The organism is Streptomyces sp. H27-C3, from assembly GCF_030063415.1.
In the GTDB taxonomy this organism is placed as follows: domain Bacteria; phylum Actinomycetota; class Actinomycetes; order Streptomycetales; family Streptomycetaceae; genus Streptomyces.
In genome coordinates, this window is sequence record NZ_JASITA010000005.1 from 240,986 (window position 1) to 266,302 (window position 25,317).

Genomic DNA, 25,317 nt, shown 5'->3' on the forward strand with positions numbered 1-25,317 from the left:
TCGAAGCCCGGGGCCGTTGGTCCCTCAACCTGCGCGGTCAGCTCCCGTGGTGACCCGAGTGGTCTTCCTCCTTGTTCCCCCCACCACCACCGTCACCGGAGTGGTGCGAGGAGGTCTCCACTTCCCCACCGAGCTGGCCGCGCAGCGCCGTGACCACCTTCTGGTCGCCCACCGCGACCCATTTCCTGCCGACCAGGTAATTGCCGCCGTAGTTCTTGGCCTCGTTGATCCATTCGCGCTGTCCGCGATCGGTGTCGAAGGTGGCCAGCACATAACGGCCGTCGCCGGTCTTGCAGTTGGCCTGGCGCAGCTCCTCCGCATCCGTCTGGATGTTCGGCTTGCACTCCACCTTTTCTGCCAGCTGCTCCAGGCTGCCGCTGGCCGTATCGGGCACGGGCTTCCCGCCGTCGTCACCCGAGCCGCAGCCCGTGACGACAAGGGCCAGAACGGCCAGGGCGGAAGCGGCAGCTGAGGGACGTCGGGCTTGATTGCGCATACCCCCCATCGTGCCGTCTTCGGCCATTCGGTGGGGCGCGAAGTGCTACATCCCACGCCCCACTGGTGCGCCCCTCCGCCGTGCCTGGCGTGCGCTCCGTACGCACCTGTCGCCACCCCCGCACATCGATCACGGAGGAGCGCCCATGACCGAGGACCCGTCGCGACGAACGCTGCTGGGCACCGCGGGCGCGATCGGCGTCGGAGCCGCGCTCACCGAGCACACCGGTCATGGCCCAGGAATTGCCCGCACTCGGCGCGGCGGAGAACGCCACGGCGACGACGCGCGCCGCGCTGGTACGGCTGGTACGGCTGGTACCTCAAGTACCTCTGCGGCGCGCACATCTCCTGGTCGGGTACGCAGCTCGACCTGCCCCGCGGCAGCGGGGCGCGCGGCACGGGCGGGTTCAGCGGCTGGCGGGTGGACTGAACCGGAAGGTGTCCAGTGGCCTGCGGCCGTCCTGACCGGTGATCGAAGGGCTCTGAACCGCCTTGCGGGCAGGGCGGGTTCGGGAGCCTGCGGGTCTCGCGAGGTGACCATCCGACGATTCGCTCGTTCTGTTGAACGTGCGCCCACAGGATGTCATCAACCGCCCTGCTTCCGAGCCCATCGATGTCGAGCAGGCCGAGGCCGCGCTCGTCGAACACTATCCGCGGCTCGTGCGGCTGGCGTACCTGGTGCTGCCGCCGAACCTCGGCCGCAACCGCCGGGTGCTCACCGCGCACGCACTCGCGCAGCGCTCGCTGCCGCGCGGCCGGACCCCGGGCTCCGCCGCCGTCCCGCCGCCGCGGCGCCGCGAGGGCGGCCCGGTCGATCCGGGGTACGTGTATCTGCGCCGGCAGGTGCTGCGCCAGGCCCTGGAGGCCGGGCTGCCGCTGCGCCGCAGGGCCTGGCCCAAGCGGTCCCAGCTGCCGCCGCTGCTGCCCCAGGTGTGGGGCCTGCGGCTGTTCCCGCGCTCCGGCGGAGCCGATGAACTCGCCCTGGACCAGCGGCTGTCCGCGCTCTCCGGGCCCGGCCGCGCCGCGTACGTGCTGCGTGGCCTTGAGCGGTTGCCCGACCCTGAGGTGACGCGGACCCTCACCGCTGCCGGGGTCGCCGATCCGGGCGCCGCGCTCGCCGAGGCGGACGGCGTCGGCGCGTCCGACGCGGAGGGCGCCGAGAACGCGGCGGCGCTGCTGAAGTCCCCGGAGTTCGACCCGTGTTCGCTGCAGGCCAGGCCGACCGACCTGATGCGGCGCAGACAGCACGCGAAGGCCGCGCTCGCCGCGACGGCGGCCGTCGTGGTGTGCGGCGCGCTACTGGGGCTGCCGGGCGAGGGCTGGGGGCCGGACGGCGCCGCCGCGCCCGCCTACGCCCGCAATCCGGCGGCGGAGCAGGCCCTGGACCCGGCGAAGACGGTCCGGGTCGCCCCTGCGGTGTGGAAGCGGTCCTCCCGCAGCGACTTCTCCGTGTGGCCCACCCGCGGCAACCGGGCCGACGACCGCGCCCTGCTGCGCCGCGCCCTCGCCGTCTGGGCAAGACCGGGCCCCTCCGTGCAGGCGTCCGCGACCCCCGGCACCCCGGTCGGGCCCCCGATGGGCGCGCCCCAGCTCCTGTTCGCGGGCGATGTCGACAGGGTGCGGGTCGTGCTGCTGTACGACGGCCTGCGCATCGTCCGTTACGCGGAGCCGAGGGCCTCCACGACGGGCGCGGCGATCGACTTCGCGCGCGTCGACAGCGCGGACGCGGCCGCCGCGAACGCCCTGGTGGTTGGCCGCACCGACGGCAACGTCCGTTATCTGACGGCCCCCTGGGTGCGCAAGGCGTCCGTACGGGACCTGCTCGTGCCGGCCGGGAACCCGGCGCCGCTGGCCCGTACCCCGGACGGCGTGACCGACCCGGTGCTCAGCCCCGCGCAGGCGCGCGACTGCCGGTCCTGGGACGCCCTGGAGCTGCGGGACGACGTGGGCGCGCGGCTGATGACCGACCTCGGCGAGCTGACCCCGGCCCGGCTGACGTCGGGGCCTCCGTCGGCGCCGCGCGATGTGTCGGGGCCGGTCGAGCGGGCGCGCTGGGCCCGTACGGCCTGTCTGCTGCCGACGGTGCGGTCGCACGGCGTGCGCAGCGTGAACTCCTGGGCGTTCGCCGAGCAGACCCTGCCCGAGGGCAACGGCAAAGCCAACTGGCTCTGCACGCGTGCGGAGACCTGGCGGGGACCCGGCAGCCGGGTCCTCGTGCAGTTCCAGGCGCCGTCCGCGAAGCCGGATACGTCGGGTGCGGTCGCCGCGCGCGCCGAGCACTCGCCCGCGTGCGGGCAGCGGGATCCGCGGGTGCTCGCGGGTGTGCTGTGGAAGTCGCGGGGCGGCAACTGGTACGTCCTGGCGGCCGGCAGCAAGCAGTTCGCCTCGATCACCACCTCGGGCGGGGTGGAGGGCACGGGCCGGGGCAATCTGCTCGCGGTGCGGGCGAAGGCGGGGGCGCAGGCGGAGCTGGACGGGCGGCTGGCGGACGGGACGCGGGTGGGGGCGCTGCGGTAACGACCTCGGGGGCAATGGAGCGTGGATCGGCGAGCGGCGTCCTGCGGCTTCGCGTCCAAGGCGGAGGAGGGAGGCGACGCGGAGCGTCGTCGACCGACGACAACGCCGGAGGCGGAGTCGCAGGACGCCGGGAGCCCGCGCGCCCTTGCCCCCGAGGTCGTAAGCGGGGCCTGCGGGTAGGCGGGCCCCGCCGGGCCCGCGGGGCCCGCCTACCCACCCCTTCCCGAAGCCGGGGCAAGCTTCGGACCTCGGGAAGCCCTACGGGCGTGTCCTCAAACGCCGGAGGGGCTGGAGATGCTCAGCATCCGGAGAGCTCCGCCGGACCAGAAAAGCCGTGCACAGACCTGTTGCCAAGCGTCTACCGGTCAGTACATTGACGCCATGTCTAATACGCAGGGGCCGGCCCCGGTCGTTTCGGAGTGGGCTCCCCTCAAGGCCCGCAACGTCTCCTTCGACTGGGACGCCACCCCGCTCCACTGGCTCCCCGGCGACCCGGCCACCACCCACACCATCAATGTGCTGCACCTGCTCCTCCCGGCGGGCGAGCGCTGGTTCGTGCACGTCTACCAGCAGGTGCTGCCGTACATCCGTGACGAGCGGCTGCGCGAGGACGTCATCGGCTTCATCGGCCAGGAGGCCATGCACTCCCAGGCCCACGACGACGTACTGCCGCACCTGAAGAAGCAGGGCCTCGACCCGACGCCGTACACCGCGCAGGTCGACTGGCTCTTCGAGAAGCTGCTCGGCGACCGCACACTGCCGCCGGGCAGGGCGCGCGAGTGGTGGCTGATGGAGCGGGTCGCGACCATCGCGGCGATCGAGCACTACACCGCGTTCCTCGGCGACTGGGTGCTCAACGCCGATGAGCTCGACCGGCGCGGCGCCGATCCGACCATGCTCGATCTGCTGCGCTGGCACGGCGCGGAGGAGGTCGAGCACCGGTCCGTCGCCTTCGAGCTGTTCATGCATGTCGACGGCAGCTACCGGCGGCGGGCCAGGACCTGGGCGACCGCGTTCACCGCGCTGGCCTTCCTGTGGCAGCGCGGCATGCGGTTCTTCATGGCGAACGACCCGACGATCCTCGACGGGAAGGCCAGCTTCCGGGACTTCCTGCGCGGCGGACGCCAGGGGGTGCTGCCGACCACGGGCGCGGTGATCCGGTCCGTGCCGCGCTACCTCAGTCGTACGTACCACCCCTCCCAGGAGGGCAGCACCGCCCAGGCCGTGGCGTACCTCGCGAGCTCACCCGCCGCGACCGCCGCCGAGACGACCGTCCCCGGAGGCTCCTGACATGCCCCGCGCCCGCACGCTCGTTGTCGCCACCGGCGTCGCGCTGCTCGCCCGGCGCGCCCTGCGCCGCCGCATAGGCCGCTCACCGCTGTGGCCGCTGCCGGCCCTGGAAATACCGGTGTCGGGCGCCCGCGCCACCCCCGCCCCGCGGTGCTCCGCCGTGCGGCTGCTGGTCGCCGCGCGCAGCGAACCCGCCGAAGGCGTGGTCGAGTTGCGGCTGGAGGCGCTGGACACGGGCGATCTGCCCGCCTGGCAGCCCGGCGCGCATGTCGATCTGGTGCTGCCGTCCGGCCAGGTGCGCCAGTACTCGCTGTGCGGCGACCCGGCCGACCGCAGTACGTACACCCTGGCGACGCGCCTCGTCGCGGACGGCAGGGGCGGTTCGCGGGAGGTCCACGAGCAGATCCACGAGGGCACGGAGCTCGAAGTCCGCGGCCCGCGCAACCGCTTCCCGCTGATCCCCGCCCCCGCCTATGTCTTCGTCGCGGGCGGCATCGGCGTCACCCCCGTCCTGCCGATGCTGCGGGCCGCGGAGGCGGCGGGCGCCGAGTGGCGGCTGCTCTACGGGGGCCGCACCCGCGCCTCGATGCCCTACCTCGAAGAGATCGAGAAGCTGGCGGGCCCCGGACGCGCCCTGGTGGTGGCCGAGGACGAGGACGGCCTGCCCGACCTGCCGGGGTTCCTCGCGCGCGCCCCGCAGGGGGCGGCGGTCTACTGCTGCGGCCCCGAGCCTCTGATGGTCGCGGTCACCGCCTGTCTCCCGGCGGGCGGCACCCTGCACCTGGAGCGCTTCGCACCCGGCACACCCGCAGGTGCGGGAGGGGCCTTCGAGCTCGAACTGCGCCGCAGCGGACGCACGCTGAGCGTCGCGCCCGGCACCACCGTGCTCGCCGCGGTCCGCGCGGAGCTGCCCAACGTCTCGTACTCCTGTGAGCAGGGTTTCTGTGGTACCTGCCAACAGCGCGTCCTGGAGGGCGAGATCGATCATCGTGACGAGTTGCTGACCGACGCGGAGCGCGACGACTCGATGCTGATCTGTGTCTCGCGCGCCCGCGGCGAGCGGCTGGTTCTCGATCTGTAGGAGGCAGCCGCGACCCCGGCGGTTACGCTGTTCGTATGACGACCGGGGTACGCCGCAGAATGGGCGTCGAGGAGCGCAGGCAGCAGCTGATCAGCGTCGCGCTGGAGCTGTTCAGCCACCGCTCGCCCGACGAGGTGTCGATCGACGAGATAGCGGCCGCCGCGGGCATTTCGCGACCGCTGGTCTATCACTACTTCCCCGGCAAGCAGAGCCTGTACGAGGCGGCGCTGCGAAGGGCCGCCGACGAGCTGGCCACGCGGTTCGTCGAACCGCGCGAAGGGCCCCTCGGGGCACGGCTGCTGCGGGTCATGGGGCGGTTCTTCGACTTCGTCGACGAGCACGGTCCGGGCTTCTTCGCGCTGATGCGCGGCGGCCCCGCCGTCGGCTCCTCCACGACCAACGCGATGATCGACGAGGTGCGGCAGGCCGCGTACGAGCAGATCCTCTCGCACCTCGACGTCAGCGAACCGCCGGCCCGCCTCGCGATGGTCGTGCGGTCCTGGGTGTCGCTGGCCGAGTCGACGGCGCTGATCTGGCTGGACGGGCGGCGGATTCCGCGCGGTGAGCTGGAGTTGCAGCTGGTGCACGACTTCGCGGCGCTGGCCGCGGTGAGCGCCGCATACAACGACGAGATGGCCGGGATCGTACTGGGGATCTTCGTGGACGAGCCGGCCGACGGTCCCTTCGGGGATCTCGCCGCCCGGCTCCTCGCACTGGCGTCGCGGGTGCCCGCTCAGCGCTTGGCGTCGCCGTAGAGGACGGTGACGTCCTTGAAGCCGAGCGAGTGCAGCAGGCCCTGGAGCATGCTGGTGGTGTTCTTCTCGGCGCGTCCGGTCAGTTCGCTGTCCTTGGCGGCCTCGCCGATGTGCTGGGCGGCGAGGCGGTTCACGGCGCGCTCGTCGGCGGGGTTGTCCGAGAAGAAGTCGCCGAGCCGGTCGAGCAGCCCGCGCTGCTTGGACACGGCGTACGAACGCTCCGCGTCCATCGCGGGCTTACCGAGCTGCGCGTGCGGCAGCCGGAGTGTCGCCTCGGTGCGCTCCTTGTTGACGGTGATCTGCCGGTCGCCGACCTTGCCGAGGTCGACGTACGCGCCGACCGTGCCCGCGCCGACGTAGAGCGTACGTGAACCGCGGACCGAGTCGGGGAGGAACTTGGCGTCCTTCTCCAGGTCGACGACGACCTGGAAGTTGCCCGACGTCGCCTCGTAGCGGCTCATGTCCTGGATGGACTTCAGGAGGGTGGGCCCGGACCGGTCGTGCGTCTCCTCGCCGAAGATGTCGTCCAGTCCCGGCAGCAGGCTGAGCCTGGTGCCGAGAAGGACCAGTGCCACCACGAGCGCGATCACCCCGGGCACTTTGATCCACCACGGGATGCGGGCGCGCGGCCGGTCCTGCTTCACCTGCTGGTCGGTGAGAGTCATGCGATACAGGTTCCCCCGGACCGCGCGCCTACGCGTTTCGGCCACGCGGGGCCGGGGCTCAGCGCTTGCGGTAGGACGCCTCCAAGTCGCGTACCTCGACGGAGGTGTGCAGCTCCACGCCGTCGGCGGGCTTGACGTACTGGCCCACCAGGTCGAGCACCGCCGCGGAGAGTTCCGCCTTCACCTCGGCCGTCCGGCCGGGGAGCAACGCGATTGCGATGTGCAGGACGGCACGGCCGGTGGCCGCGTCGCCCACCACAGTCTCCTCGATCCGGCGGAACCGGGTCTTGCAGGAGGCCAGTTGGGTGTTCACGGTGGCGACGACGAGCGGGTGCAGGACCAGGGCGAAGCCGCGGCGGTCGAAGGTGTCGTCCAGCGGCTCGGAATAGTCGACGGTGATCTGCGGCATGGGCACACTCCAGGTCAGGGGCTGTCCCGGTCACCCTTACGGTGATCCGTACGACGACGCAAGAGCGCTTCCGCATCGCGGACGGCAGCGGCCCTTTCGCCCGGGCCACTGCCGCCCTGCCGCTGCCGAGGTCGACCCGACACGGCAGCGGACGCCCCCTAAGGACGGGAGAAGACCGCGACCGTGCGACCCGGAACGGTGAACGTACCCGATGCGCTGCTGTACGAAGCCCCCTTGACGGCTTCGTCCGCGCCCCTCGCCTGTACCGGGTGCAGTCCGTACGCCGTCCCTGCGAGCGTGTCGATCTTCTGGGTCCGCGCCTCTGGCGTCGCGTTGAAGATCACGACCAGGTCCCCGACGCGCATGGTGATGACGCCGGGTGTCTCGTCCTTGCCGGACAGCGGGAAGGCGAGTGCGGACTGCACCTGATCCTTGGAGGTGTGGCTGAAGGCCTTCTCCGTCGTACGGATCCTGAGCAGGTCGCGGTAGGCGGCGGACGCGCCGTCGATTTCCGGGCAGCCGGGCGTCAGGCCCGGGGCCGTCAACAGGGATGTGGCGAAAGGCCACTTGTCCCTGTTGTCGGCGGCCGGGGGCAGCCCGCGCCCGAAGCCGTTGCCGTCCCGGCAGTCCCAGTGGATCGCGTTGAACCAGTCGCCGCTGTCGTAGGAGTTGCGGTCGAGGGACTTCGAACGCAACAGGTCGGTGCCGGACTGGGAGAGCGCCGGGCCCTGCGACAGGGCCGCGGTGGCCATCGCGAGGACCTGCATACGGGCCCGTTCGGCAGCCGGTGTCCTCGCGGGCAGCTTGAACGCGAGGGCGTCGTACAGCGTCTCGTTGTCGTGGGCGTCGGCGTACGCGAGGGCGTCGCCGGGGGCCGTCGCGTATCCGGCGGGGGCTCCGTTGTAGTCGACGTCGGAGCCCTTGACCGTGCGGCCCGCGCTGTCGGTGAAGGTGTAGGCCGCGAGGTTACCGGTCAGGCCGACCTTGATGAGGTCCTGGTAGTGCAGCAGCCTGGCCTTCTGCTCGGCCTCGGTGCCGTTGGCGGGCGACGAATTGGGGTCGGTGTAGAGGCCGGAGGCGAACCCCTGCACGCCAGGGTCCTCGTCGAAGGGGCCGCCGCCGCGCACCGCGTCGCGCGCACGGTCGGAGAAGGTCGCGATGCCGGTGCCGGCCATGTTCTTCTGACTGGCCTGCTCGAAGCGGGCGTCGTCGGCGATCTCTCCGAAGTTCCAGCCCTCCCCGTACAGGATGATCTTCTTGCCGTCGACGCCGTCGCGCTCCGGCGTCAGCGCGTCGAGTGCCTTGCGGACGGCCAGGATGTTGGCCTTCGGGTGGTGGCCCATGAGGTCGAAGCGGAAGCCGTCGACCTTGTACTCACGGGCCCAGGTGACGATCGAGTCGACCACCAGCTTGCCCATCATGGCGTTCTCGGGCGCGGTGTTCGCGCAGCAGGTGGAGGTGGCCACAGTGCCGTCGGCGAGCAGCCGCTGGTAGTAACCGGGGACGACCTTGTCGAGGACCGACTTGTCTGCCTGCCCGGACGCGACGGTGTGGTTGTAGACGACGTCCATGACGGTGCGCAGCCCGGAGCCGTTGATGCCCTGGACCATCTGCCGGAACTCGACGGTGCGCCGGGTCCCTTCCGGGTCACTGGCGTACGAGCCCTCGGGGACGGTGTAGTGCAGCGGGTCGTATCCCCAGTTGTACGCGTCCTTCGCGGCGGTCTTGGTGACGCACGCCTGCTGCTCCTCGGAGTCGGGGGCGTAGCGGGTCAGGTCGCAGGCGGGCCGCTGCTGGTCGGCCTTCTTCTCGGGGATGGTGCCGATGTCGAAGACGGGCAGCAGGTGGACGTACGACGTACCGGAATCGGCCAGTTCGCTCAGGTGCTTCATGCCCTGGGAGCCGCGGTCGGTGAAGGCCAGATACTCACCCGGGTGGCGGGCGCTGCTGTCGTCGACGGAGAAGTCCCGTACGTGCAGCTCCTGGATCTGCGCGTCGCGCAGGAGCGTGGCGGCCGGTTTCCTCAGCGTGGACCAGCCCTTGGGTGCGAGCTTGGGGTCGGTGAGGTCGACGACCAGGGAGCGCGCGGAGTCGGTGGTGAGCGCCGTCGAGTAGGGGTCCGTGACCTTGTTGGTGACGACCTTCTGGACGCTGGGCGCCCAGACCTTCACGACGTAGCGGTACGGCTTGCCCGCCCAGCTCCTACGGCCGGTGACGGACCAGGTGCCGGACGCGTCGTCGCGCTTCATCCTGACCGTTCTGCCGTCGAGTTCCAGGGCGACGGAGTGCGCGGTGGGGGCCCAGACGGAGAGCGTGGGCCTGCCCTTGCGGTCGAAGACCGGGCCGAGCGAGGCCTTGGTCGCGGAGGCGCCGTAGGTGGCGTCGAGCACCCCCTGGGTCTGGACGCCGGTGGCCGCGAGGAGTGCGCCGTTGGCGGCGCGCTGGGTGGCGATCAGCTGGCCGCGCAGCGACTCGCGGCCCCTGTCCCGGTCGCGCGGGTCGACGGTGAACGCCGGATAGTCCTTGAGGTGCGGGTACGTGGACTTCTGCGCGTCGGTGAGCGCGACCGGGCCGAGCCGCAGCCACTGCCCCTCGTCCGAGAGCGCGCCGTCGACGACCGTGATGCCTCCGTCGGGGGCGTACACCAGCTGCTGGCTGGTGGCGTTGGTGGCCTTGACCTTCCAGACGACGGTGTCGGCGTCGATCCACTGGGCCTCGGCCTTGCCCAGGTCGAGCGAGGGCGCGGCGCCGGTCTGCGGCAGCAGGTACTTGGGCTGCCCGGCAAGCATCCAGACCTCGTGGCCGTACGTCGCCAGGTCCAGCGACTGGTCGGTGGGGAGGTCCTTCTCGTCGCCCTTGTGCAGGATGTAGCTGAGGCTGCTCGCGCCGGCGGCGAGCGGCACCTCGTAGGTCACGCCGTACGCGTCCTTCTTCACCGGCAGGAGCGGCTTGGCCCAGTCGGTGGGGTCCTTGGCGCCGGCCCAGGTGTGCAGTCCCCAGCCCTCATAGTCGCCGTCGGCGCGCTGGTAGTGCAGGACGGCCTTGGTCTTGTCCTGCGGCGGGTAGGCGCCGTCGGGGGCCTTGTCGGCCTGTCCGTCCTTGCCCTGCTCGATCCAGACCTCGCCGGTGGCGCCGAGGTCGACGGTGCGCTGCGGGCCGTCCGCCGTACCGCTCTTCTCGACGGTGTACGGGAAGGACGTGGCGCCCTCGGGGAGCTTGATCCAGGCGAACGCGCCGTACGCGTCACGGCCGGTGAAGGCGCCGCTCCTGTCGCCGGACTTCAGCTGCCGGCCGTCGTAGTCGTCGTCGGCGCGCTTGTAGTGGACCACCGCGTAGTCGCGCTCGACGGCGGTGGGCCGGTCGGGCGCGGGTGCGGCGCCCGCCGTCGTCGAGGCGAGCGCGCTCACGGTGCGTCCCCTGCTGTCCACCACAACTGCCTTGTACCGCAATGCCGTTCCGGCACTCACCTCGCGGCCCAGGAATTGGGTGACCTTGTACGGGGCGTGGTCGGCGGAGCCGAGCGTGCGCCACTTGCCGTTGCCCACCTGGGCGGCGAAGACAACACGGTTCAGCTGCCCGCCACCGGCGTCCGCGGTGATCTCGACGGTGCCGGTGGCGCCGGCCTCGGGGGCCTTGAGGGTGACGGTGGGTGCGGCGGCCGGCGGGGCCAGGGGCTTGTCCGCGCGCAGGACGACGCTGGACAGGGCGGGCACGGTGACCTCGACGGTGCGGTCGGCGTCACTGCGCACGGTGTCCGAACCGCCGTACAGCGTGTGGAAGTTCATATTCGCCGAAGCGGTGGGAAGGGACACGGTCTTCGGCCCGGAGCCGTTGTTCGTGGCGACCAGGTACTCCTGCTTACGCCTGGCGTCCGTACGCGAGAAGGCGTACACGGAAGCCTGCGCGTAGCGCTCCTCCTGTACGCCGTCGCGCAGCGCCGGGTGGTCCTTGGTGAGCTTGGAGAGTGCGGCGATCGACCGGTAGACGGGGTGCGTGGTGTCGTAGGCGTCGCTCGCGTGCGTGCGGTCCGTGCCGAGCTGGTCGTCGTCGAGGTAGTCGGCGGTCTTCGACGCGAACATCGTCTGGCGGGCGTCCTTGTCGCCGCCCGCGCCCGTGAAGCCCTGCTCGTCGCCGTAGTAGACGACGGGGTTGCCGCGGGCGAGGAACATCAGCTCGTTGGCGAGCCGGGCCCGCTTCAGCAGCTCGGCGTCGTCGGCCTTCGGGTTGTCCTGCTTGAGGAAGGTACCGATGCGGCCCATGTCGTGGTTGCCGGTGAAGGACACCTGCTCATAGGCGTTGGCCTTGCCGGTGGTGTAGCGGTAGTCCGCCCCGAAGACCGATACGAGCTTCTCGGCCGCCGCGCCCCGGGACGTGTACGCGCGCGTCGCGTCCTGGAGCGGGAAGTCGAGCGTCGAGTCGAGGCGGCCCCGGGTGACGTACGGGGAGGTGACGGCCGGGTCCGCCGAGTAGACCTCGCCGAACATGAAGAAGTCGTCGCGGCCACGCTTCTCGGCGTAGCTGTCGAGCGCGGTCGCCCACTGGGTCCAGAAGTCCAGGTCGACGTGTTTGACGGTGTCGATGCGGAAGCCGTCGATGCCGAAGTCGCGGACCCACTTCTGGTAGATCTCCGCCATGCCGCGCACGACCTCGGGGCGCTCGGTCCACAGGTCGTCGAGGCCGGAGAAGTCGCCGTACTCGGAGCTCTCGCCCGCGAAGGTCGAGTCGCCCCGATTGTGGTACATCGTTGGGTCGTTGAGCCAGGCGGGGACCTTTTCGCCCGGTGTGGCGGGCGTCGTGACCGGCGTGTACGGGAAGGAGTCGCCGTCGGTACTCCCGACGCCCTCGCGGTCGTCGAAGGGCCGCCCGGTCCTGTCCAGGTACGGGTAGGCGCCCTTGGGCCGGTAGCCGTACTTCTTCTCGGCGTAGTCCACGGTGTCCGCGGTGTGGTTGGTGATGACGTCGAAGAAGACCTTCATGCCCTTGTCGTGGGCCTTGTCGATCAGCTTCTCCAGGTCGGCGTTGGTGCCGAAGTGCGGGTCGACCTGGGTGAAGTCGGTGATCCAGTAGCCGTGGTAACCGGCCGAGGCGTTCTGCCCCTCGCCCTGCACGGGCTTGTTCTTGAAGATCGGTGCCATCCAGATGGAGGTGGTGCCGAGCTCCTTGATGTAGTCCAGCTTCTGCGTGAGGCCCTTGAGGTCACCGCCCTGGTAGAAGCCCTTGTCGGAAGGGTCGAAGCCGGTCTTCAGGCGTGACCCGGTGAGCCCGCCCCTGTCGTTGGCCGGGTCGCCGTTCGCGAACCGGTCGGGCAGGACGAAGTAGAACTGCTCGCGGTTCAGGTCGTGCCGGGCCGGCTCCGCCGCGAGTTTCGCGTCGGACGGCGGGGCGGGCGGCGGCTTCGGCCTGGCGGCCGCGGCCGGGACGGCGGGCGCGAGCGCGGCGCACAGGGCCACGCTCACGACACCGATGGCCGCTCTTCGCAGGGGCGGGCGTATCACTGGGGTTCCCTTCAGGGGGTGCAGGAAGCTCAGGGGGTGCAGGAACGGGCGTTGACGTGCAGCGCGACCGCCGTATTGGCGCCGAGGGACGCGGTGAAGCGGCCGGAGCCGTCCACGTTCACGCCCCTGCCGCTCTGGACGTCGCAGTAGGCGCCCGCGGGCAGCGAGGTCTGGAAGGCGCGGTTGAGCGTCGAGCCCTCGTGGTTGATGGCGACGTACGCCTTGTCGCCGCGGCCGAAGGCGATCTGGTCGCCGCCGTTGTCCCACCAGTTGGTGGCGGACTGGCCGCGGGAGGCGTTGCGGAAGGCCACCATGGAGGAGATCTCGCGCCAGTTGTGCTGGCACTTCCAGCCGTCGTTGTAACAGGCTTTCACCGTACCGCCGTTGGGCGGTCCGGCGTCCCGGTCGGAGAACTCGTAACCCGAGTGCACGTCCGGGGAGCCGTACGGCCAGGCCAGCATGAAGACGTTGGCCAAGGTGTAGTTGGCGCCGTCCTTGTAGCTGAGGGTGTCGCCGCCGCGCTCGGTGTCGTGGTTGTCGACGAGGACGGCGGACTTCCCGCCCTCCATGAAGCCCCAGCCCTCGCCGTAGTTCTTGAGATAGGCGAGGTTCTCGTTGTTGAAGACCTGCTTGAGGCTGCGGGCATAACGGAACTCCTGGACGTCACCGGTGCCGAGGTACTCGGTGGGCGAGACCGCCTCGCCAGCGCCGAAGATCGCCTCCTGCTTCCAGTAGACGCCGGAGTTGGTCAACCTGCCCTTGATGGCGGCCAGATCACCGGCGGGGATGTGCTTGGCCCCGTCGATCCGGAAACCGTCGACGCCCAGCGACAGCAGGTCGTTGAGGTACGCGGCGATCCTGCCGCGGACGTACTCCTCGCCGGTGTCGAGGTCGGCGAGGCCGACGAGTTCGCAGTTCTGGACGTTGCCGCGGTCGCCGTAGTTGGTGATCTGCGACCGGCAGTCGTCCAGGTCGGCGCCCGAGTAGGTGCCGGGATAGGTGTATTTCTCGTACGAGGAGCCGCCGGTGCCCGTTCCGTTGCCGGCCGCCATGTGGTTGATCACGGCGTCGGCGACGACCTTGACGCCGGCGGCGTGGCAGGTGTCGACCATGTTCTTGAAGGCGGCGCGGTCGCCGAGCCGGCCGGCGATCTTGTAGCTGACGGGCTGGTACGACGTCCACCACTGGCCGCCCTGGATGTGCTCCTGGGGTGGCGACGCCTGGACGTAGCCGTAGCCGGCCGGGCCCAGGGTGTCCGTACAGGCCTTCGCTATGGAGGCGAACTTCCACTCGAACATGACGGCGGTGACGTCCTTGGCGCCGGGCGGAGCCGCTTGTGCGGATCCGGCGGGGACGACGAGGGCGGCGGCGCCGGCGGTGAGAGCGAGCGCGGTGGACAGGAGTCTGCGAGCCATGGGGTGTTCCTCCTGCATGGGGGGAGGTGCGGGTGGCGGGTGACGGTGAGGCCTCGCGTGGCAACGCGCCCTGCCCTCAAGGCTCCTGAATGTTCTTGCTGCAAGAAATGAAAAGCTTGCCGCGGAGCAGACCGTACGAGCCCTCACCAGCGGGGTCAACCCTCTGGACACGGTCCGTCAACACCCCGGAAATCTGCGGGATTTCTTGCTGCAAGGTCTTTCGCAAGCAATTGCGGTCCTGTTACGTTCTTCTCGACTCCGGCTCGGCCGGCCGGGGGTCCCGGCAGGCCCGGGTCCCACGCGCCCGACCGGCCGGGCCGGGCCGACAGGGAGACCCCGGGGCCAAGAAACACCCCGCCGCCCAGCCGCAGGCAACCCGTCCCCCTACCCCCGCACCTGCGCCGTAGACCCCCGCACCACCAGCTCCGGCTGAAACACGTACTCCGTGCGCCGCACCGGGCTCCCCCCGATCTCCTCAAGCAGCGCCCCCACCGCCGCCGTGGCCATCGCCTGCACCGGCTGTCGCACCGTGGTCATCGGCGGATCGGTGAAGGCGATCAGCTGTGAGTCGTCGAAGCCCACCACCGAGACATTCCCCGGCACATCAAGACCGCGCCCCCGCGCGGCCCGCACCACCCCGAGCGCCATCATGTCGCTGCCGCAGACGATGCCCGTGCACCCCCGGTCGAGCAGCGCCCCCGCCGCCACCTGCCCGCCCTCGACGCTGAACAGCGTGTGCTGCACGGCAGGTTCGGCCTCCTCGCGCGGGCGCCCGAGCACCGCGGCGAGCGCGTCGACGAAGCCCTCACGCTTACGGCGCGAGGGCACGTACCTCCGCGGCCCGAGCGCGAGCCCGATCCGCTCGTGGCCCAGCTCGGCGAGGTGGCCGACCGCCATCCGCATCGCCGCGTGGTCGTCGGGCGACACGAAGGGCGCGCTGATCGCCTCGTTGAAGCCGTTGATGAGGACGAACGGCACCCCCCGCGCCGCCAGCGCCGCGTACCGCGCGGGATCCGCCGACAGGTCCGCGTGCAGCCCGGACAGGAAGACGATGCCGCCCACCCCGCGCTCCACGAGCTGCTCGACCAGTTCGTCCTCCGTCGCCCCGCCTGGCAGCTGGGTGCACAGCACGGGCGTGTAGCCGTGCCCGGCCAGCACCTGTTCGATGACCTGTGCGAAGGCCGGGAAGATCGGGTTGGTCAGCTCGGGCGTGACCAGCCCGATCAGGCCCGCGCTGCGCCGCCGCAGCCGTACGGGCCGCTCGTAGCCCAGCACGTCGAGCGCCGCGAGCACCCGCTGGCGCGTGGTGTCGGCGACGCCCGGCTTGCCGTTCAGCACCCGGCTGACGGTGGCCTCGCTGACGGAGGCCTGCGCCGCGATGTGCACCAGCCGCGGGGAGGCGAGGCCGCTCCGCGGCGCGGGAACGGTCACACCGTCCACCACACGGCGGTGTCGCCGGGCAGCTCGAAGTCGCCTTTCCCCGGGGTGACTTCGCCGCTGGCGAGCAGCATTCGGCCTGGCGCCGGCAGAGTGACGGCCGCCCGCGTCGTATTGACCGTGCAGACGAACCCGTCGCGGGCGAAGGCCAGCACCCCATGGGGCGCGGCCAGCCACTCCACAGCGGTCCCGGCGCCAAGACCCGGATGCTCGCGGCGCACGGCGAGTGCGCGGCGGTACAGCTCCAGCGTCGATTCCGGGTCGCCGGTCTGCGTCTCCACGCTCAGCGCGCCCCAGCCCTCGGGCTGCGGGAGCCAGCTGCCGCCCGCGCCGAAGCCGTACGAAGACCCTCCGGCCGTCCACGGGATCGGCACCCGGCAGCCGTCGCGGAAGCCGTCCTGGCCGTCGGCCCGGAAGAAGGACGGGTCCTGGCGGGCCTCGTCGGGCAGGTCGGTGACGTCCGGCAGGCCGAGCTCCTCGCCCTGGTAGACGTACGCGGATCCGGGGAGCGCCAGCATCAGCACGGTCGCGGCGCGGGCCCGGCGCAGGCCGAGTTCGCGGTCGCCGGCCTCGCGGAGCTGGGTACCGAGGCCCGGCGGGTTGGCGAAGCGGGTGGTGTGCCGGGTGACGTCGTGGTTGGACAGCACCCAGGTGGCGGGGGCGCCCACGGGGTGCATCGCGGCGAGCGAGGTGGTGATGACCTCGCGCAGCGCGGTCGCGTCCCATGCGGTGCCCAGGTACTGGAAGTTGAAGGCCTGGTGCATCTCGTCGGGGCGTACGTAGTTGGCCGTGCGTTCCACGGTCGGCGTCCACGCCTCGGCGACGGCGATGCGCTCACCCGGGTACTCGTCGAGGATCTGCCGCCAGGAACGGTAGATCTCGTGGACACCGTCCTGGTCGAAGAAGGGCATCACGTCGTTGCCGAGCAGCTTGAGCTGGTCGTGCGCGCCCAGGTCGGGCAGGCCCTCGGCCTTCACCAGGCCGTGGGCGACGTCGACGCGGAAACCGTCGACGCCCATGTCCAGCCAGAACCGCAGGATCGAGCGGAACTCGTCCGCGACGGCGGGGTGTTCCCAGTTGAAGTCGGGCTGCTCGGGGGCGAAGAGGTGCAGGTACCAGTCGCCGGGTGTGCCGTCCGGGTTGACCGTCCTGGTCCAGGCGGGCCCGCCGAAGATGGACTCCCAGTCGTTGGGGGCCAGTTCACCGCTCTCGCCCTTGCCGGGCAGGAAGTGGTAGCGGTCGCGCAGCGCGGATCCGGGACCCTCCGCAATCGCCCGCTTGAACCACTCGTGCTGGTCGGAGGAGTGGTTGGGCACCAGGTCGACGATGATGCGCAGACCCAGCGCGTGGGCGTCGCGGATCAGCGCGTCGGCGTCCAGGAGTGTCCCGAACATGGGGTCGATGGCCCGGTAGTCGGCGACGTCGTACCCGGCGTCGGCCTGCGGCGACGCGTAGAAGGGGCTGAGCCAGACGGCGTCGACGCCGAGCTCCTTGAGGTACGGAAGCCGTCCGCGTACCCCGTCGAGGTCGCCCATGCCGTCGCCGTTGCCGTCGGCGAAACTGCGCGGATAGACCTGGTAGATCACCGCGTCCCGCCACCAGCCGGTGCGCCGGTTTCCCGTGGTGTGGGCGCTGGTGAGGGCGGTGGGAGCAGCGAGGTGCTGGGTCATGTCGTCCCTGGTTGTGAGGCGTGGGGGCGGCCGGCCCGCCGGGGCGGGAGCCGCCGCAGGAGTACGTAGGAGCAGGCCCGTCAGGACTTCGTCGCTCCGGCGGTCAGTCCGGACACGAGGTGGCGCTGGGCGAGCGCGAAGACCACCGCGGCGGGTACCGCGACGATCACGGCTGCCGCGGTGAGCGAACCCCAGTCGCTGGTGTACTGGTTGACGAAGGTCTGCAGGCCGCCGGCGAGGGTGAGGTTCTCCTCGCCCGTCATGAACGCGGAAGCATAGGCGACCTCGGCCCAGCCGGTGATGAAGCTGTAGAAGCCCGTCACCACGAGCCCCGGCTTGGCGAGCGGCAGGATCAGCCGCCAGAAGACGCCGAAGGGGTTGAGTCCGTCGACCCGGCCCGCTTCGTCGATCTCCACCGGGATGGTATCGAAGTACCCCTTCATCATCCAGGAGCAGAAGGGCACGGCAATCGTCAGATAGGTGACGACCAGGCCGACGGGCTGGTTGAGCAGACCGAGGTCGGCCATCAGGTTGTACAGCGGCACGATCAGCACCGCGACGGGGAACATCTGGGTGATCAGCAGCAGCCACATCAGGGGCCGCATGCCGGGGAACCTGAAGCGGCTGACGGCGTAGCCGGTGGTGGCGGAGATGAGGACGGCGAGCACGGTGGTCATGCCGACGACCAGCACGGAGTTGCCGAACCAGCTGAGGAACTCGGTGTCGTTGAGGACGTGGTCGTAGTTGCTGAAGGTGAAGTCCTTCACCAGGTCGGTGGAGAACGCCTCGCTCTTGGGCTTGAACGAGGTGACCAGCAGCCACAGCGGCGGGAAGACGGCGGCGACGGTGGCGATCACCAGGGTCGCGTGCAGGCCGAAGGAGGCCAACGGGCTGCGCTCGCCCCGGTTGCGGACCTTCTTGCGCGGGGCCGGCTTACCCGGGGCGTTCTTCGTGGTGTTCACGGTGTCGGTCACCACACTTCTCCCTGCTTGCGGAGCGCACGGCGGTAGACCACCGCGAAGAGCGACAGGAGCAGCAGAATCAGCACGCCCCAGGCCGCGGAATTGGCGAAGTCGCGGGGGCTGACGACGAAGGACAGCCGGTACGCGTAGGTCACGAGGATCTCGGTGGAGTCCCCGGGCCCGCCCCGGGTGAGCAGATAGATCACCGGGAACATGTTGAATGTCCAGATGCTGCTGAGCAGGACCACGGTGCTGCTGACGGCGCGCAGCCCCGGCAGGGTGATGTGGCGGAAGCGCTGCCAGGGGCTCGCGCCGTCGATCTCCGCGGCCTCGTACAGCTCACCGGGGATGGACTGGAGCCCGCCGAGCATGGCGACCAGCATGAACGGCACACCGAGCCACACGTTCACCGCGATCACGGAGAACTTCGCCCAGGTAGGGTCGTTCAGCCACGGCACGGCGTCGATGCCGCCGCCGGACAGCAGCGAGTTGAGCAGGCCGTTCTGCTCGTTGAAGAGCAGCCGCCAGGTGAAGACGGAGATGAACGCCGGTACGGCCCAGGGCAGGATCAGCGCGATCCGGTAGAACGAGCGCCCGGCCATCTTGCGGTTGAGCATGTTGGCCAGGGTGAGGCCGAGCGCGAAGGTGACGGCGACGCAGCAGACGGTCCAGCTGACCGTCCAGCTGAGCCGGTCCCAGAACACCCCGTCCCGCAGGATGGCCGTGAAGTTGTCGAGACCGACGGACTCGTACGTCGCCGGGATGTGGTTGACGCCGATGGAGCGTTCGACGTTCGCCTCGTTGGCGTTCGTCGTCGACAGATAGATGCCGCGCGCCAGCGGGTAGCCGATGATCACGCCGATCACGATCACCACGGGGGCGATCATGCTCCAGGCGTACCAGTGGGTGGACAGCGACCTGCGCAGCCGCCCGGGTGTCTTGTCGGTCCCGCGGCCACGGCCGCGGGCGCTGTGTGCGCCCGCGGCCGTGGCTGCCGACCGGCCGGTCTCGACAGCCATGGATCGGTCAGCCTCTCCCGTGAATTACTTGTAGTCCTTGAGCAGCTTGCGGTAGGCGTCGCCGACACCCTTCGCACCCTGCTCGGGGGTGGCCTTGCCGCTGAGGACCTTGCCCATTTCCAGCCGGATGGGCTCGAAGAGCGCGTTGGCCTCGGGGATCCAGGGCCGCTGCACGGACTTCTCGACTGCGGGGCGGAAGAACTGCACCATCTGGTTGTTCTCGACGGTCGGCGCCGAGTAGACCGAGGTGCGGGTCGGCAGCAGGCTGAGCTTCTCGGTGGTCTGCTGCTGCACCTTGGCGGAACTCATGTACTTGATGAACTCGTAGCTGGCGTCGAGGTTGCCGGACCCGGCGTAGGCGGCGAGGTTCCAGCCGCCCTGCGGGGAGGCCTGGCGGGCGGTGCCGGCCGGGACCGCGGCGACGCCGAGGTTGTCCTCGTCGTCCTTGAACTGCTTGCCGGCGAGCGCGCCCTCGATGGACCAGGGGCCGTCGAGCATCATCGCGACGTCGCCGTCCTTGAACGCGTTCAGCTGGTTGTTGTATCCGTCGCTGGCGTCGGTGACGGCGGCCTCGGAGTCGACCAGGTCCTTCATCACCTTGAACGCCGCGGCGCCCTCGGCGTCGTCGACCAGGATCTCCTTCGACTTGGTGTCGAGGAGGTCGCCGCCTTCGCCGTAGAGGTAGGGGAGGTAGAAGTACGGGTCGTCGCCGCGCAGGTACAGGCCGGTCTTGCCGCTCTTCGACTTGACCTTCTTGGCGGCTTCCTTCACATCGGCGAAGGATGCGGGCAGGTCCGCGCCGGCTTCCTTGAGCATTTTCTTGTTGTAGAAGAGCGCGAGGCTGTCGATGGTCTGCGGGGCGGCGTACGTCTTGCCCTTGAACTTGGTGCTGGCCGCCGCCTGCTTCAGGTAGTCCGCCTCCCTGTCGAGCGCGGAGGTGCCGTCCAGCGGTGCGAGGTAGCCGAGGTTGGCGAAGTCCGCGACCCAGGCGACCTCGGTGCGCATCACGTCGGGGGCGCCGGAGTTGCCGCCCGCGGCGTTCTTGAACTTCGCGTTGGCCTCACCGAAGGGCACGCTGACGTACTTGACGTCGACCTTCTTGTGCTCCTTCTCGAAGCTCTCGGCGATCGCCTTGTACGTCGCCTTCTCGGCGTCGTTCGAGGTGTCCCAGAAGGTGACCGTGCCGGAGAGCTCTCCGCCGGAGCTCTTCTTGCCGCTCTCGTTGTCGCTGTCCCCGCCGCACGCTGTCGCCGCCAGTGCCAGGGCCGAGACCAGCGCGGTGGCCGCTATGCCACGCCGCATGTGAACTCCTTCAACAGATGCCCGAGATGACAGATGCCGGGTGCAGCTCCTGCCGACCGCTCCCTCGCGGCGCCGGGTCGTCGAGGAACGTAACAAGGATGAAAGAAGTCCGAAAGACCTTGCGAAGATTTTCCGCAAGAGCAGCCGATCGTTACATCCACGTGTCCTCAAGGTTGCCGCATTACCCCTTGCCAAGCAGGCTGTGTACGAGTTGACGACCTTGCTGCCGCTCCTGCAATCACTACCGCAAGGACTTGCAGGACTGTTACTTTCGGAGGGCGTCAGCGTTGATCTCGTAGTTGCCGATCCATCCGCTCGCACGAGAGGGACCCCTTCATGGCGCAGGAGCTCACGACCCCGCAGACCGCACCGCGCGGCTGGTGGCGCGACGCCGTCATCTATCAGGTGTACGTGCGGTCCTTCGCCGACAGCAATGGCGACGGCATCGGGGATCTGCGCGGAATTCGCGAGCGTCTGCCGTACGTCGCACAGCTGGGTGCCGACGCGGTGTGGCTCACGCCGTTCTACGCCTCGCCGCAGGCGGACGGCGGCTACGACGTCGCCGACTACCGCGCCGTCGACCCGCTCTTCGGCAGCCTCGACGACGCCCGCGAGCTGATCACCACCGCGCACACGCTGGGCCTGCGGGTGATCACCGACATCGTCCCGAACCACACCTCCGACCAGCACGTCTGGTTCCGAGCGGCGCTCGCGGAGCGGCAGGGGGGCCCGGCCCGCGAGCGTTACCACTTCCGGCCCGGACGGGGCGCGGGCGGCCAACTGCCGCCCAACGACTGGGAGTCCGTCTTCGGCGGGTCCGCCTGGACGCGCACCGCCGACGGCGACTGGTATCTGCATCTGTTCGCGCCCGAGCAGCCCGACCTCAACTGGGACAGCCCCGAAGTCCACGAGGAGTTCGACTCGATCCTGCGCTTCTGGCTGGACCTGGGCGTGGACGGATTCCGTATCGACGTGGCCCACGGCATGGTCAAGGCCGAGGGCCTGCCCGACATCGGCGCCCGCGAGCAGGCCAGGATGATCGGCTCGCAGGTCCTGCCGTTCTTCGACCAGGACGGTGTGCACGAGATCCACCGCGGCTGGCGCAGGCTCCTTGACTCGTACGACGGTGAACGCGTCGGCGTCGCGGAGGCCTGGGCGCCCTCCCCCGAGCGGCTCGCCCTGTACGTACGCCCCGACGAGCTGCACCAGGCCTTCAACTTCCAGTTCCTCAACTGCCCTTGGGACGCGTCGGCGATGCACGCGGTCATCGATGTATCGCTCGCCGCCACCGGCTCCGTGGGCGCTCCCACCACCTGGGTGCTGTCCAACCACGACGTGGCCCGCCATGTCACCCGCTACGGCGGCGACGACTACGCGCTGGGCCTGCGCCGCGCCCGCGCCGCCGCGCTGTTGATGCTGGCGCTGCCCGGGTCGACGTACATCTACCAGGGCGAGGAGCTCGGCCTGCCCGAGGTCACCGACCTGCCCGACGAGGCCCGCCAGGACCCGTCCTTCTTCCGCAGCGACGGGCAGGAGGGGCTGCGCGACGGGTGTCGGGTCCCACTCCCCTGGTCCGGTGACCAGGCCCCGTACGGCTTCGGATCCGGCGGGAGTTGGCTCCCGCAGCCCGACGGCTTCAAGGGCCTGACGGTCGAGGCCCAGACCGGCGACCCCCGTTCCACCCTGGAGCTCTACCGAGCCGCGCTCGCCCTGCGCCGCGAGCTGCCGGGCCTGGGCGACGGTCCGATGAGCTGGCTGCCGGCCCCGGACGGCGTGCTGGTCCTGGGCAGGCCCGGCGTCGTCTGCACGCTCAACACCACCGGTCGCGCGGTCGAAATCGGGACCCCGGGAAGGCTCCTGATCGCCTCCGCGCCACCCGCCGTTTCCAGTGCCACAACTACCCTATCGGCTGATTCCTGCGCATGGTGGGCAATCTGACATGCGACCGGTACAGTCCATTCCCATGACCGCACGGCTTGCCGACATCGCAGCCCAGGCGGGGGTCAGTGAAGCGACGGTCAGCCGCGTGCTCAACGGCAAGCCAGGGGTTGCCTCGGCCACCCGTGAATCCGTACTTGCCGCACTCGACGTCCTTGGATACGAGCGCCCCGTCCGGCTGCGCAGGCGCAGCGCCGGACTGGTCGGCCTGATAACCCCCGAGCTCGACAACCCGATCTTCCCGGCGCTGGCCCAGGTCATCGGCCAGGCCCTGACCCGCCAGGGCTACACGCCGGTCCTCGCCACCCAGACACCCGGCGGCTCCACCGAGGACGAGCTCACCGAGATGCTCGTCGACCGCGGTGTCTCCGGCATCATCTTCGTCTCCGGGCTGCACGCGGACACCACGGCCGACATGCGGCGCTATGAGCAGCTGCGCGCCCAGGGTGTCCCCTTCGTCCTGGTCAACGGCTTCTCACCCAAGGTCCAGGCACCCTTCATCTCCCCCGACGACCGGGCCGCGATGCGGCTGGCCGTCACACACCTGGCGGCCCTGGGGCACACCAGGATCGGCCTGGCCGTCGGCCCCAAGCGGTTCGTCCCGGTGCTGCGCAAGATCGAGGGCTTCCGGGCGGGCATGCAGGAACAGCTCGGCCTGGCCGCGGAGGAGACGGAGGAGCTGATCCAGCACTCCCTGTACACCCTGGAGGGCGGCCAGGCGGCCGCCTCCGCCCTCATCGAGCGGGGCTGCACCGCGGTGGTGTGCGCCAGCGACATGATGGCGCTCGGCGCGATCCGGGCCGCCCGCCGGCTGGGTCTCGACGTACCGCGTGATGTCTCCGTCGTGGGATTCGACGATTCCCCACTGATAGCGTTCACCGACCCGCCACTGACGACCATCCGCCAGCCGGTGACGGCGATGGGACAGGCCTCGGTCCGGGCGCTCCTCGAAGAGGTCGGCGGAACGCCTGCGCCGCACAGCGAATTCGTCTTCATGCCGGAATTGGTCGTACGCGGTTCAACAGCTTCGGGGCCCAGGCCCTAGGGACTCCCACGGTGTGTCTAGTCCTTGAGCCGTAGAGCATGCGTGCGAGATCCGACCGGGGGATGATCGGTCTGGGGACGCTCATCTGGCAAACTCTCTCTCCATGGGTGACGTGACCGTGAAGACTCTGGAAGGCCGGACGGCCACCACTCCCTCACCCGAACGGGACGGGGAGCGGAAGCAGCCGTCGGCGCGGCTCACCGCGCTGACGGGGCTGAAGAGACTGCGTTCGCCCGGCCGCCCCCGGATCTGGTTCGAGATCCTGCTGATCGCGGTGAGTTACTGGACGTACTCGCTGATCCGCAATGCCGTCCCGGAGCAGAAGGCCGCGGCGCTGCGCAACGCGGACTGGATCTGGCAGGCCGAGAAGACGCTCGGCATCGCCGTCGAGCAGTCGGTCAACCACGCCGTGGACTCGGTGACATGGCTGATCGTGTCGATGAACTACTACTACGCGACGCTGCACTTCGTGGTGACGATCGGTGTCCTGGTCTGGCTCTTCCGCAGCCATCCCGGCCGTTACGCCGCGACCCGCACCGTACTTTTCGCCACTACGGGTGTCGCCCTGCTCGGTTACTTCCTGTATCCGCTGGCGCCTCCCCGACTGATGAACGGGCAGAACTTCATCGACACGGTCCTGGTGCACCACACCTGGGGTTCGATGGCGTCGGGCGACCTCAAGCACATGTCGAACCAGTACGCCGCGATGCCGTCGATGCACATCGGCTGGTCGCTCTGGTGCGGCCTGACGATCTTCGTGCTGGCCTCCGCGCCCTGGGCCAAGATCCTCGGTCTGCTCTACCCGACGGCCACCCTGGTGGTGATCGTCGCGACCGCAAACCACTTCTGGCTGGACGCGGTGGGCGGCATGCTCTGTCTGGCCTTCGGCCTCGCCGTCAGCCGCGCCTGGTACGGCGCGCTGCCGCACCGGCTGCCCAGGGTGGTCGCCGACGAGCGGCCCCGCCCGCGCCGCGGCCTGCGCAGCCGCCTCCGGGGCTGACCCCGCGTACGGCCGTGGGAAGATTCCTCCGGGGCGGCAGCGGGCCGCCCCAGCGGAGAGGCGTCATCACATGGCAGCGGGATTCTCGGACTGGAAAGTCAACAAGCAGTACTCGGAGAGCGACCGTGTCGCCTACCGGGGCAAGCAGTACCGCTGCGTGGCGCCGCACAAGTCGAACTCCGCGAACAACCCGAAAACGGCCGTCACCCTGTGGAAGAAGGACACGCCCTAGTAACGACCTCGGGGGTAATAGGGCGTGGATCAGCGAGCGGCGTCATGCGGCTTCGCGTCCAAGGCGGAGGAGGGAGGCGACGCGGAGCGTCGTCGACCGACGACAACGCCGGAGGCGGAGTCACAGGGCGTCGGGAGCCCACGCGCCATCGCCCCCGAGGTCGTAAGGCCGTCAGATCGGCGTGGAGGCCGGGGGCGATACGCCCCGAGACGCTTTGCTCGCCGGAGGCGACCGCCGCGTGCGTCGTGCGGCCCTCCAGGGACATGAGGCCGGTCAGCGCACGCCCGCCGCATGGAGGTGGCGTACAGCTTCGGTGTACGCCGCCGGGTCCGGCCAGAACGCTTCGGCGTCCTGGCCGTGGCAGTCCGCGTGCCCCAGCCAGGCGGTGCCACCCTCGACCGTGCGGTCCATGAAGAACTTGACGCCGCCCACGCGCCAGAGGCGGCCTGATTCCTTCTGGAGTGCGACGAGTCCGGCGAGGGCGGCGGCGTCCGTGCTGAACGGGCACGGCGATCGCGGCGAGCAGTCTCAGCGCCATCAGGCCGATCATTCCGGGGGTGTTCACCCACAGCAGGAGCTCGGTGTACGGG

17 protein-coding genes and 2 pseudogenes are annotated in these 25,317 nt (G+C 70.2%); 8 read left to right on the plus strand and 11 right to left on the minus strand.

Annotated elements, in window-relative coordinates; all coding sequences use genetic code 11:
* Nucleotides 1-37: 37 nt before the first annotated feature.
* A complete protein-coding gene (locus tag QMK30_RS07200) occupies nt 38-496 on the minus strand; it encodes a hypothetical protein (protein ID WP_283516325.1) in 459 nt (152 codons plus the stop codon).
* A gap of 566 nt (nt 497-1,062) precedes the next feature.
* On the opposite strand from QMK30_RS07200, the gene QMK30_RS07205 reads away from it, so the two are divergent.
* The 4 genes from QMK30_RS07205 (at nt 1,063) to QMK30_RS07220 (ending at nt 6,138) form a co-directional block, all read left to right on the plus strand.
* Complete coding sequence (locus QMK30_RS07205; protein WP_283516358.1) at nt 1,063-3,012, plus strand: hypothetical protein; 1,950 nt, start codon at nt 1,063-1,065, stop codon at nt 3,010-3,012.
* Nucleotides 3,013-3,393: 381 nt separating this feature from the next.
* Nucleotides 3,394-4,302, plus strand: a complete 909-nt coding sequence (locus tag QMK30_RS07210; protein ID WP_283516326.1) for a metal-dependent hydrolase — start codon at nt 3,394-3,396, stop codon at nt 4,300-4,302.
* 1 nt (nt 4,303) lies between these two features.
* The gene (locus QMK30_RS07215; RefSeq protein ID WP_283516327.1) at nt 4,304-5,383 is read left to right on the plus strand and encodes a PDR/VanB family oxidoreductase; all 1,080 of its coding nucleotides are present in this window, start codon (nt 4,304-4,306) and stop codon (nt 5,381-5,383) included.
* 35 nt (nt 5,384-5,418) lie between these two features.
* Nucleotides 5,419-6,138, plus strand: a complete 720-nt coding sequence (locus QMK30_RS07220) for a TetR/AcrR family transcriptional regulator (RefSeq protein WP_283516328.1) — start codon at nt 5,419-5,421, stop codon at nt 6,136-6,138.
* On the opposite strand, the gene QMK30_RS07225 is transcribed toward QMK30_RS07220, so the two are convergent.
* From QMK30_RS07225 to QMK30_RS07265, 9 genes and pseudogenes are all read right to left on the minus strand, one after another.
* Nucleotides 6,117-6,803 (minus strand): DUF4230 domain-containing protein, encoded by a 687-nt coding sequence (locus QMK30_RS07225; RefSeq protein WP_283516329.1) that lies wholly within the window; start codon nt 6,801-6,803, stop codon nt 6,117-6,119. The genes QMK30_RS07220 and QMK30_RS07225 overlap by 22 nt on opposite strands.
* A 58-nt stretch (nt 6,804-6,861) precedes the next feature.
* Nucleotides 6,862-7,212 carry a 5-carboxymethyl-2-hydroxymuconate Delta-isomerase gene (locus tag QMK30_RS07230; protein WP_283516330.1) on the minus strand — a complete coding sequence of 117 codons (351 nt, stop codon included), beginning with the start codon at nt 7,210-7,212 and terminating at the stop codon, nt 6,862-6,864.
* Nucleotides 7,213-7,370: 158 nt separating this feature from the next.
* A complete protein-coding gene (gene pulA / locus QMK30_RS07235) occupies nt 7,371-12,668 on the minus strand; it encodes a pullulanase-type alpha-1,6-glucosidase (protein ID WP_283516331.1) in 5,298 nt (1,765 codons plus the stop codon).
* Between the two features lie 74 nt (nt 12,669-12,742).
* Nucleotides 12,743-14,122: pseudogene (locus tag QMK30_RS07240) on the minus strand (alpha-amylase); the annotation flags it as partial.
* Nucleotides 14,123-14,506: 384 nt separating this feature from the next.
* Nucleotides 14,507-15,565 carry a LacI family DNA-binding transcriptional regulator gene (locus tag QMK30_RS07245; protein ID WP_283516332.1) on the minus strand — a complete coding sequence of 353 codons (1,059 nt, stop codon included), beginning with the start codon at nt 15,563-15,565 and terminating at the stop codon, nt 14,507-14,509.
* A complete protein-coding gene (locus QMK30_RS07250; RefSeq protein WP_283516333.1) occupies nt 15,550-17,229 on the minus strand; it encodes a glycoside hydrolase family 13 protein in 1,680 nt (559 codons plus the stop codon). The genes QMK30_RS07245 and QMK30_RS07250 overlap by 16 nt, the downstream gene beginning before the upstream one ends.
* Before the next feature lie 80 nt (nt 17,230-17,309).
* Nucleotides 17,310-18,116: a sugar ABC transporter permease gene (locus QMK30_RS07255; protein WP_502963083.1), complete on the minus strand. Its 807-nt coding sequence runs from the start codon at nt 18,114-18,116 to the stop codon at nt 17,310-17,312.
* An 83-nt stretch (nt 18,117-18,199) separates the two neighbouring features.
* Nucleotides 18,200-19,210, minus strand: a complete 1,011-nt coding sequence (locus QMK30_RS07260) for a carbohydrate ABC transporter permease (protein WP_283516334.1) — start codon at nt 19,208-19,210, stop codon at nt 18,200-18,202.
* Between the two features lie 24 nt (nt 19,211-19,234).
* A complete protein-coding gene (locus tag QMK30_RS07265) occupies nt 19,235-20,512 on the minus strand; it encodes an extracellular solute-binding protein (protein WP_283516335.1) in 1,278 nt (425 codons plus the stop codon).
* A 336-nt stretch (nt 20,513-20,848) separates the two neighbouring features.
* On the opposite strand from QMK30_RS07265, the gene QMK30_RS07270 reads away from it, so the two are divergent.
* The 4 genes from QMK30_RS07270 (at nt 20,849) to QMK30_RS07285 (ending at nt 24,727) form a co-directional block, all read left to right on the plus strand.
* Nucleotides 20,849-22,450 (plus strand): glycoside hydrolase family 13 protein, encoded by a 1,602-nt coding sequence (locus QMK30_RS07270; protein ID WP_283516336.1) that lies wholly within the window; start codon nt 20,849-20,851, stop codon nt 22,448-22,450.
* 25 nt (nt 22,451-22,475) lie between these two features.
* The gene (locus tag QMK30_RS07275; RefSeq protein WP_283516337.1) at nt 22,476-23,495 is read left to right on the plus strand and encodes a LacI family DNA-binding transcriptional regulator; all 1,020 of its coding nucleotides are present in this window, start codon (nt 22,476-22,478) and stop codon (nt 23,493-23,495) included.
* A gap of 103 nt (nt 23,496-23,598) precedes the next feature.
* A complete protein-coding gene (locus QMK30_RS07280) occupies nt 23,599-24,495 on the plus strand; it encodes a phosphatase PAP2 family protein (RefSeq protein WP_283516338.1) in 897 nt (298 codons plus the stop codon).
* A 70-nt stretch (nt 24,496-24,565) separates the two neighbouring features.
* Nucleotides 24,566-24,727: a carbohydrate-binding protein gene (locus tag QMK30_RS07285; protein ID WP_283516339.1), complete on the plus strand. Its 162-nt coding sequence runs from the start codon at nt 24,566-24,568 to the stop codon at nt 24,725-24,727.
* 276 nt (nt 24,728-25,003) lie between these two features.
* Here QMK30_RS07285 and QMK30_RS07290 read toward each other — a convergent pair.
* Nucleotides 25,004-25,213 (minus strand): annotated as a pseudogene (locus QMK30_RS07290) (amidohydrolase); the annotation flags it as partial.
* Nucleotides 25,214-25,317 lie beyond the last annotated feature (104 nt).

Excerpts from the sequence above, each read along its gene's own strand:
- QMK30_RS07200 (WP_283516325.1), bottom strand. The coding sequence starts at position 496 with ATGCGCAATCAAGCCCGACGTCCCTCAGCTGCCGCTTCCGCCCTGGCC.
- QMK30_RS07210 (WP_283516326.1), top strand. The coding sequence starts at position 3,394 with ATGTCTAATACGCAGGGGCCGGCCCCGGTCGTTTCGGAGTGGGCTCCC.
- QMK30_RS07215 (WP_283516327.1), top strand. The coding sequence starts at position 4,304 with ATGCCCCGCGCCCGCACGCTCGTTGTCGCCACCGGCGTCGCGCTGCTC.
- QMK30_RS07220 (WP_283516328.1), top strand. The coding sequence starts at position 5,419 with ATGACGACCGGGGTACGCCGCAGAATGGGCGTCGAGGAGCGCAGGCAG.
- QMK30_RS07225 (WP_283516329.1), bottom strand. The coding sequence starts at position 6,803 with ATGACTCTCACCGACCAGCAGGTGAAGCAGGACCGGCCGCGCGCCCGC.
- QMK30_RS07230 (WP_283516330.1), bottom strand. The coding sequence starts at position 7,212 with ATGCCGCAGATCACCGTCGACTATTCCGAGCCGCTGGACGACACCTTC.
- QMK30_RS07250 (WP_283516333.1), bottom strand. The coding sequence starts at position 17,229 with ATGACCCAGCACCTCGCTGCTCCCACCGCCCTCACCAGCGCCCACACC.
- QMK30_RS07260 (WP_283516334.1), bottom strand. The coding sequence starts at position 19,210 with ATGGCTGTCGAGACCGGCCGGTCGGCAGCCACGGCCGCGGGCGCACAC.
- QMK30_RS07265 (WP_283516335.1), bottom strand. The coding sequence starts at position 20,512 with ATGCGGCGTGGCATAGCGGCCACCGCGCTGGTCTCGGCCCTGGCACTG.
- QMK30_RS07270 (WP_283516336.1), top strand. The coding sequence starts at position 20,849 with ATGGCGCAGGAGCTCACGACCCCGCAGACCGCACCGCGCGGCTGGTGG.
- QMK30_RS07275 (WP_283516337.1), top strand. The coding sequence starts at position 22,476 with ATGACCGCACGGCTTGCCGACATCGCAGCCCAGGCGGGGGTCAGTGAA.
- QMK30_RS07280 (WP_283516338.1), top strand. The coding sequence starts at position 23,599 with ATGGGTGACGTGACCGTGAAGACTCTGGAAGGCCGGACGGCCACCACT.
- QMK30_RS07285 (WP_283516339.1), top strand. The coding sequence starts at position 24,566 with ATGGCAGCGGGATTCTCGGACTGGAAAGTCAACAAGCAGTACTCGGAG.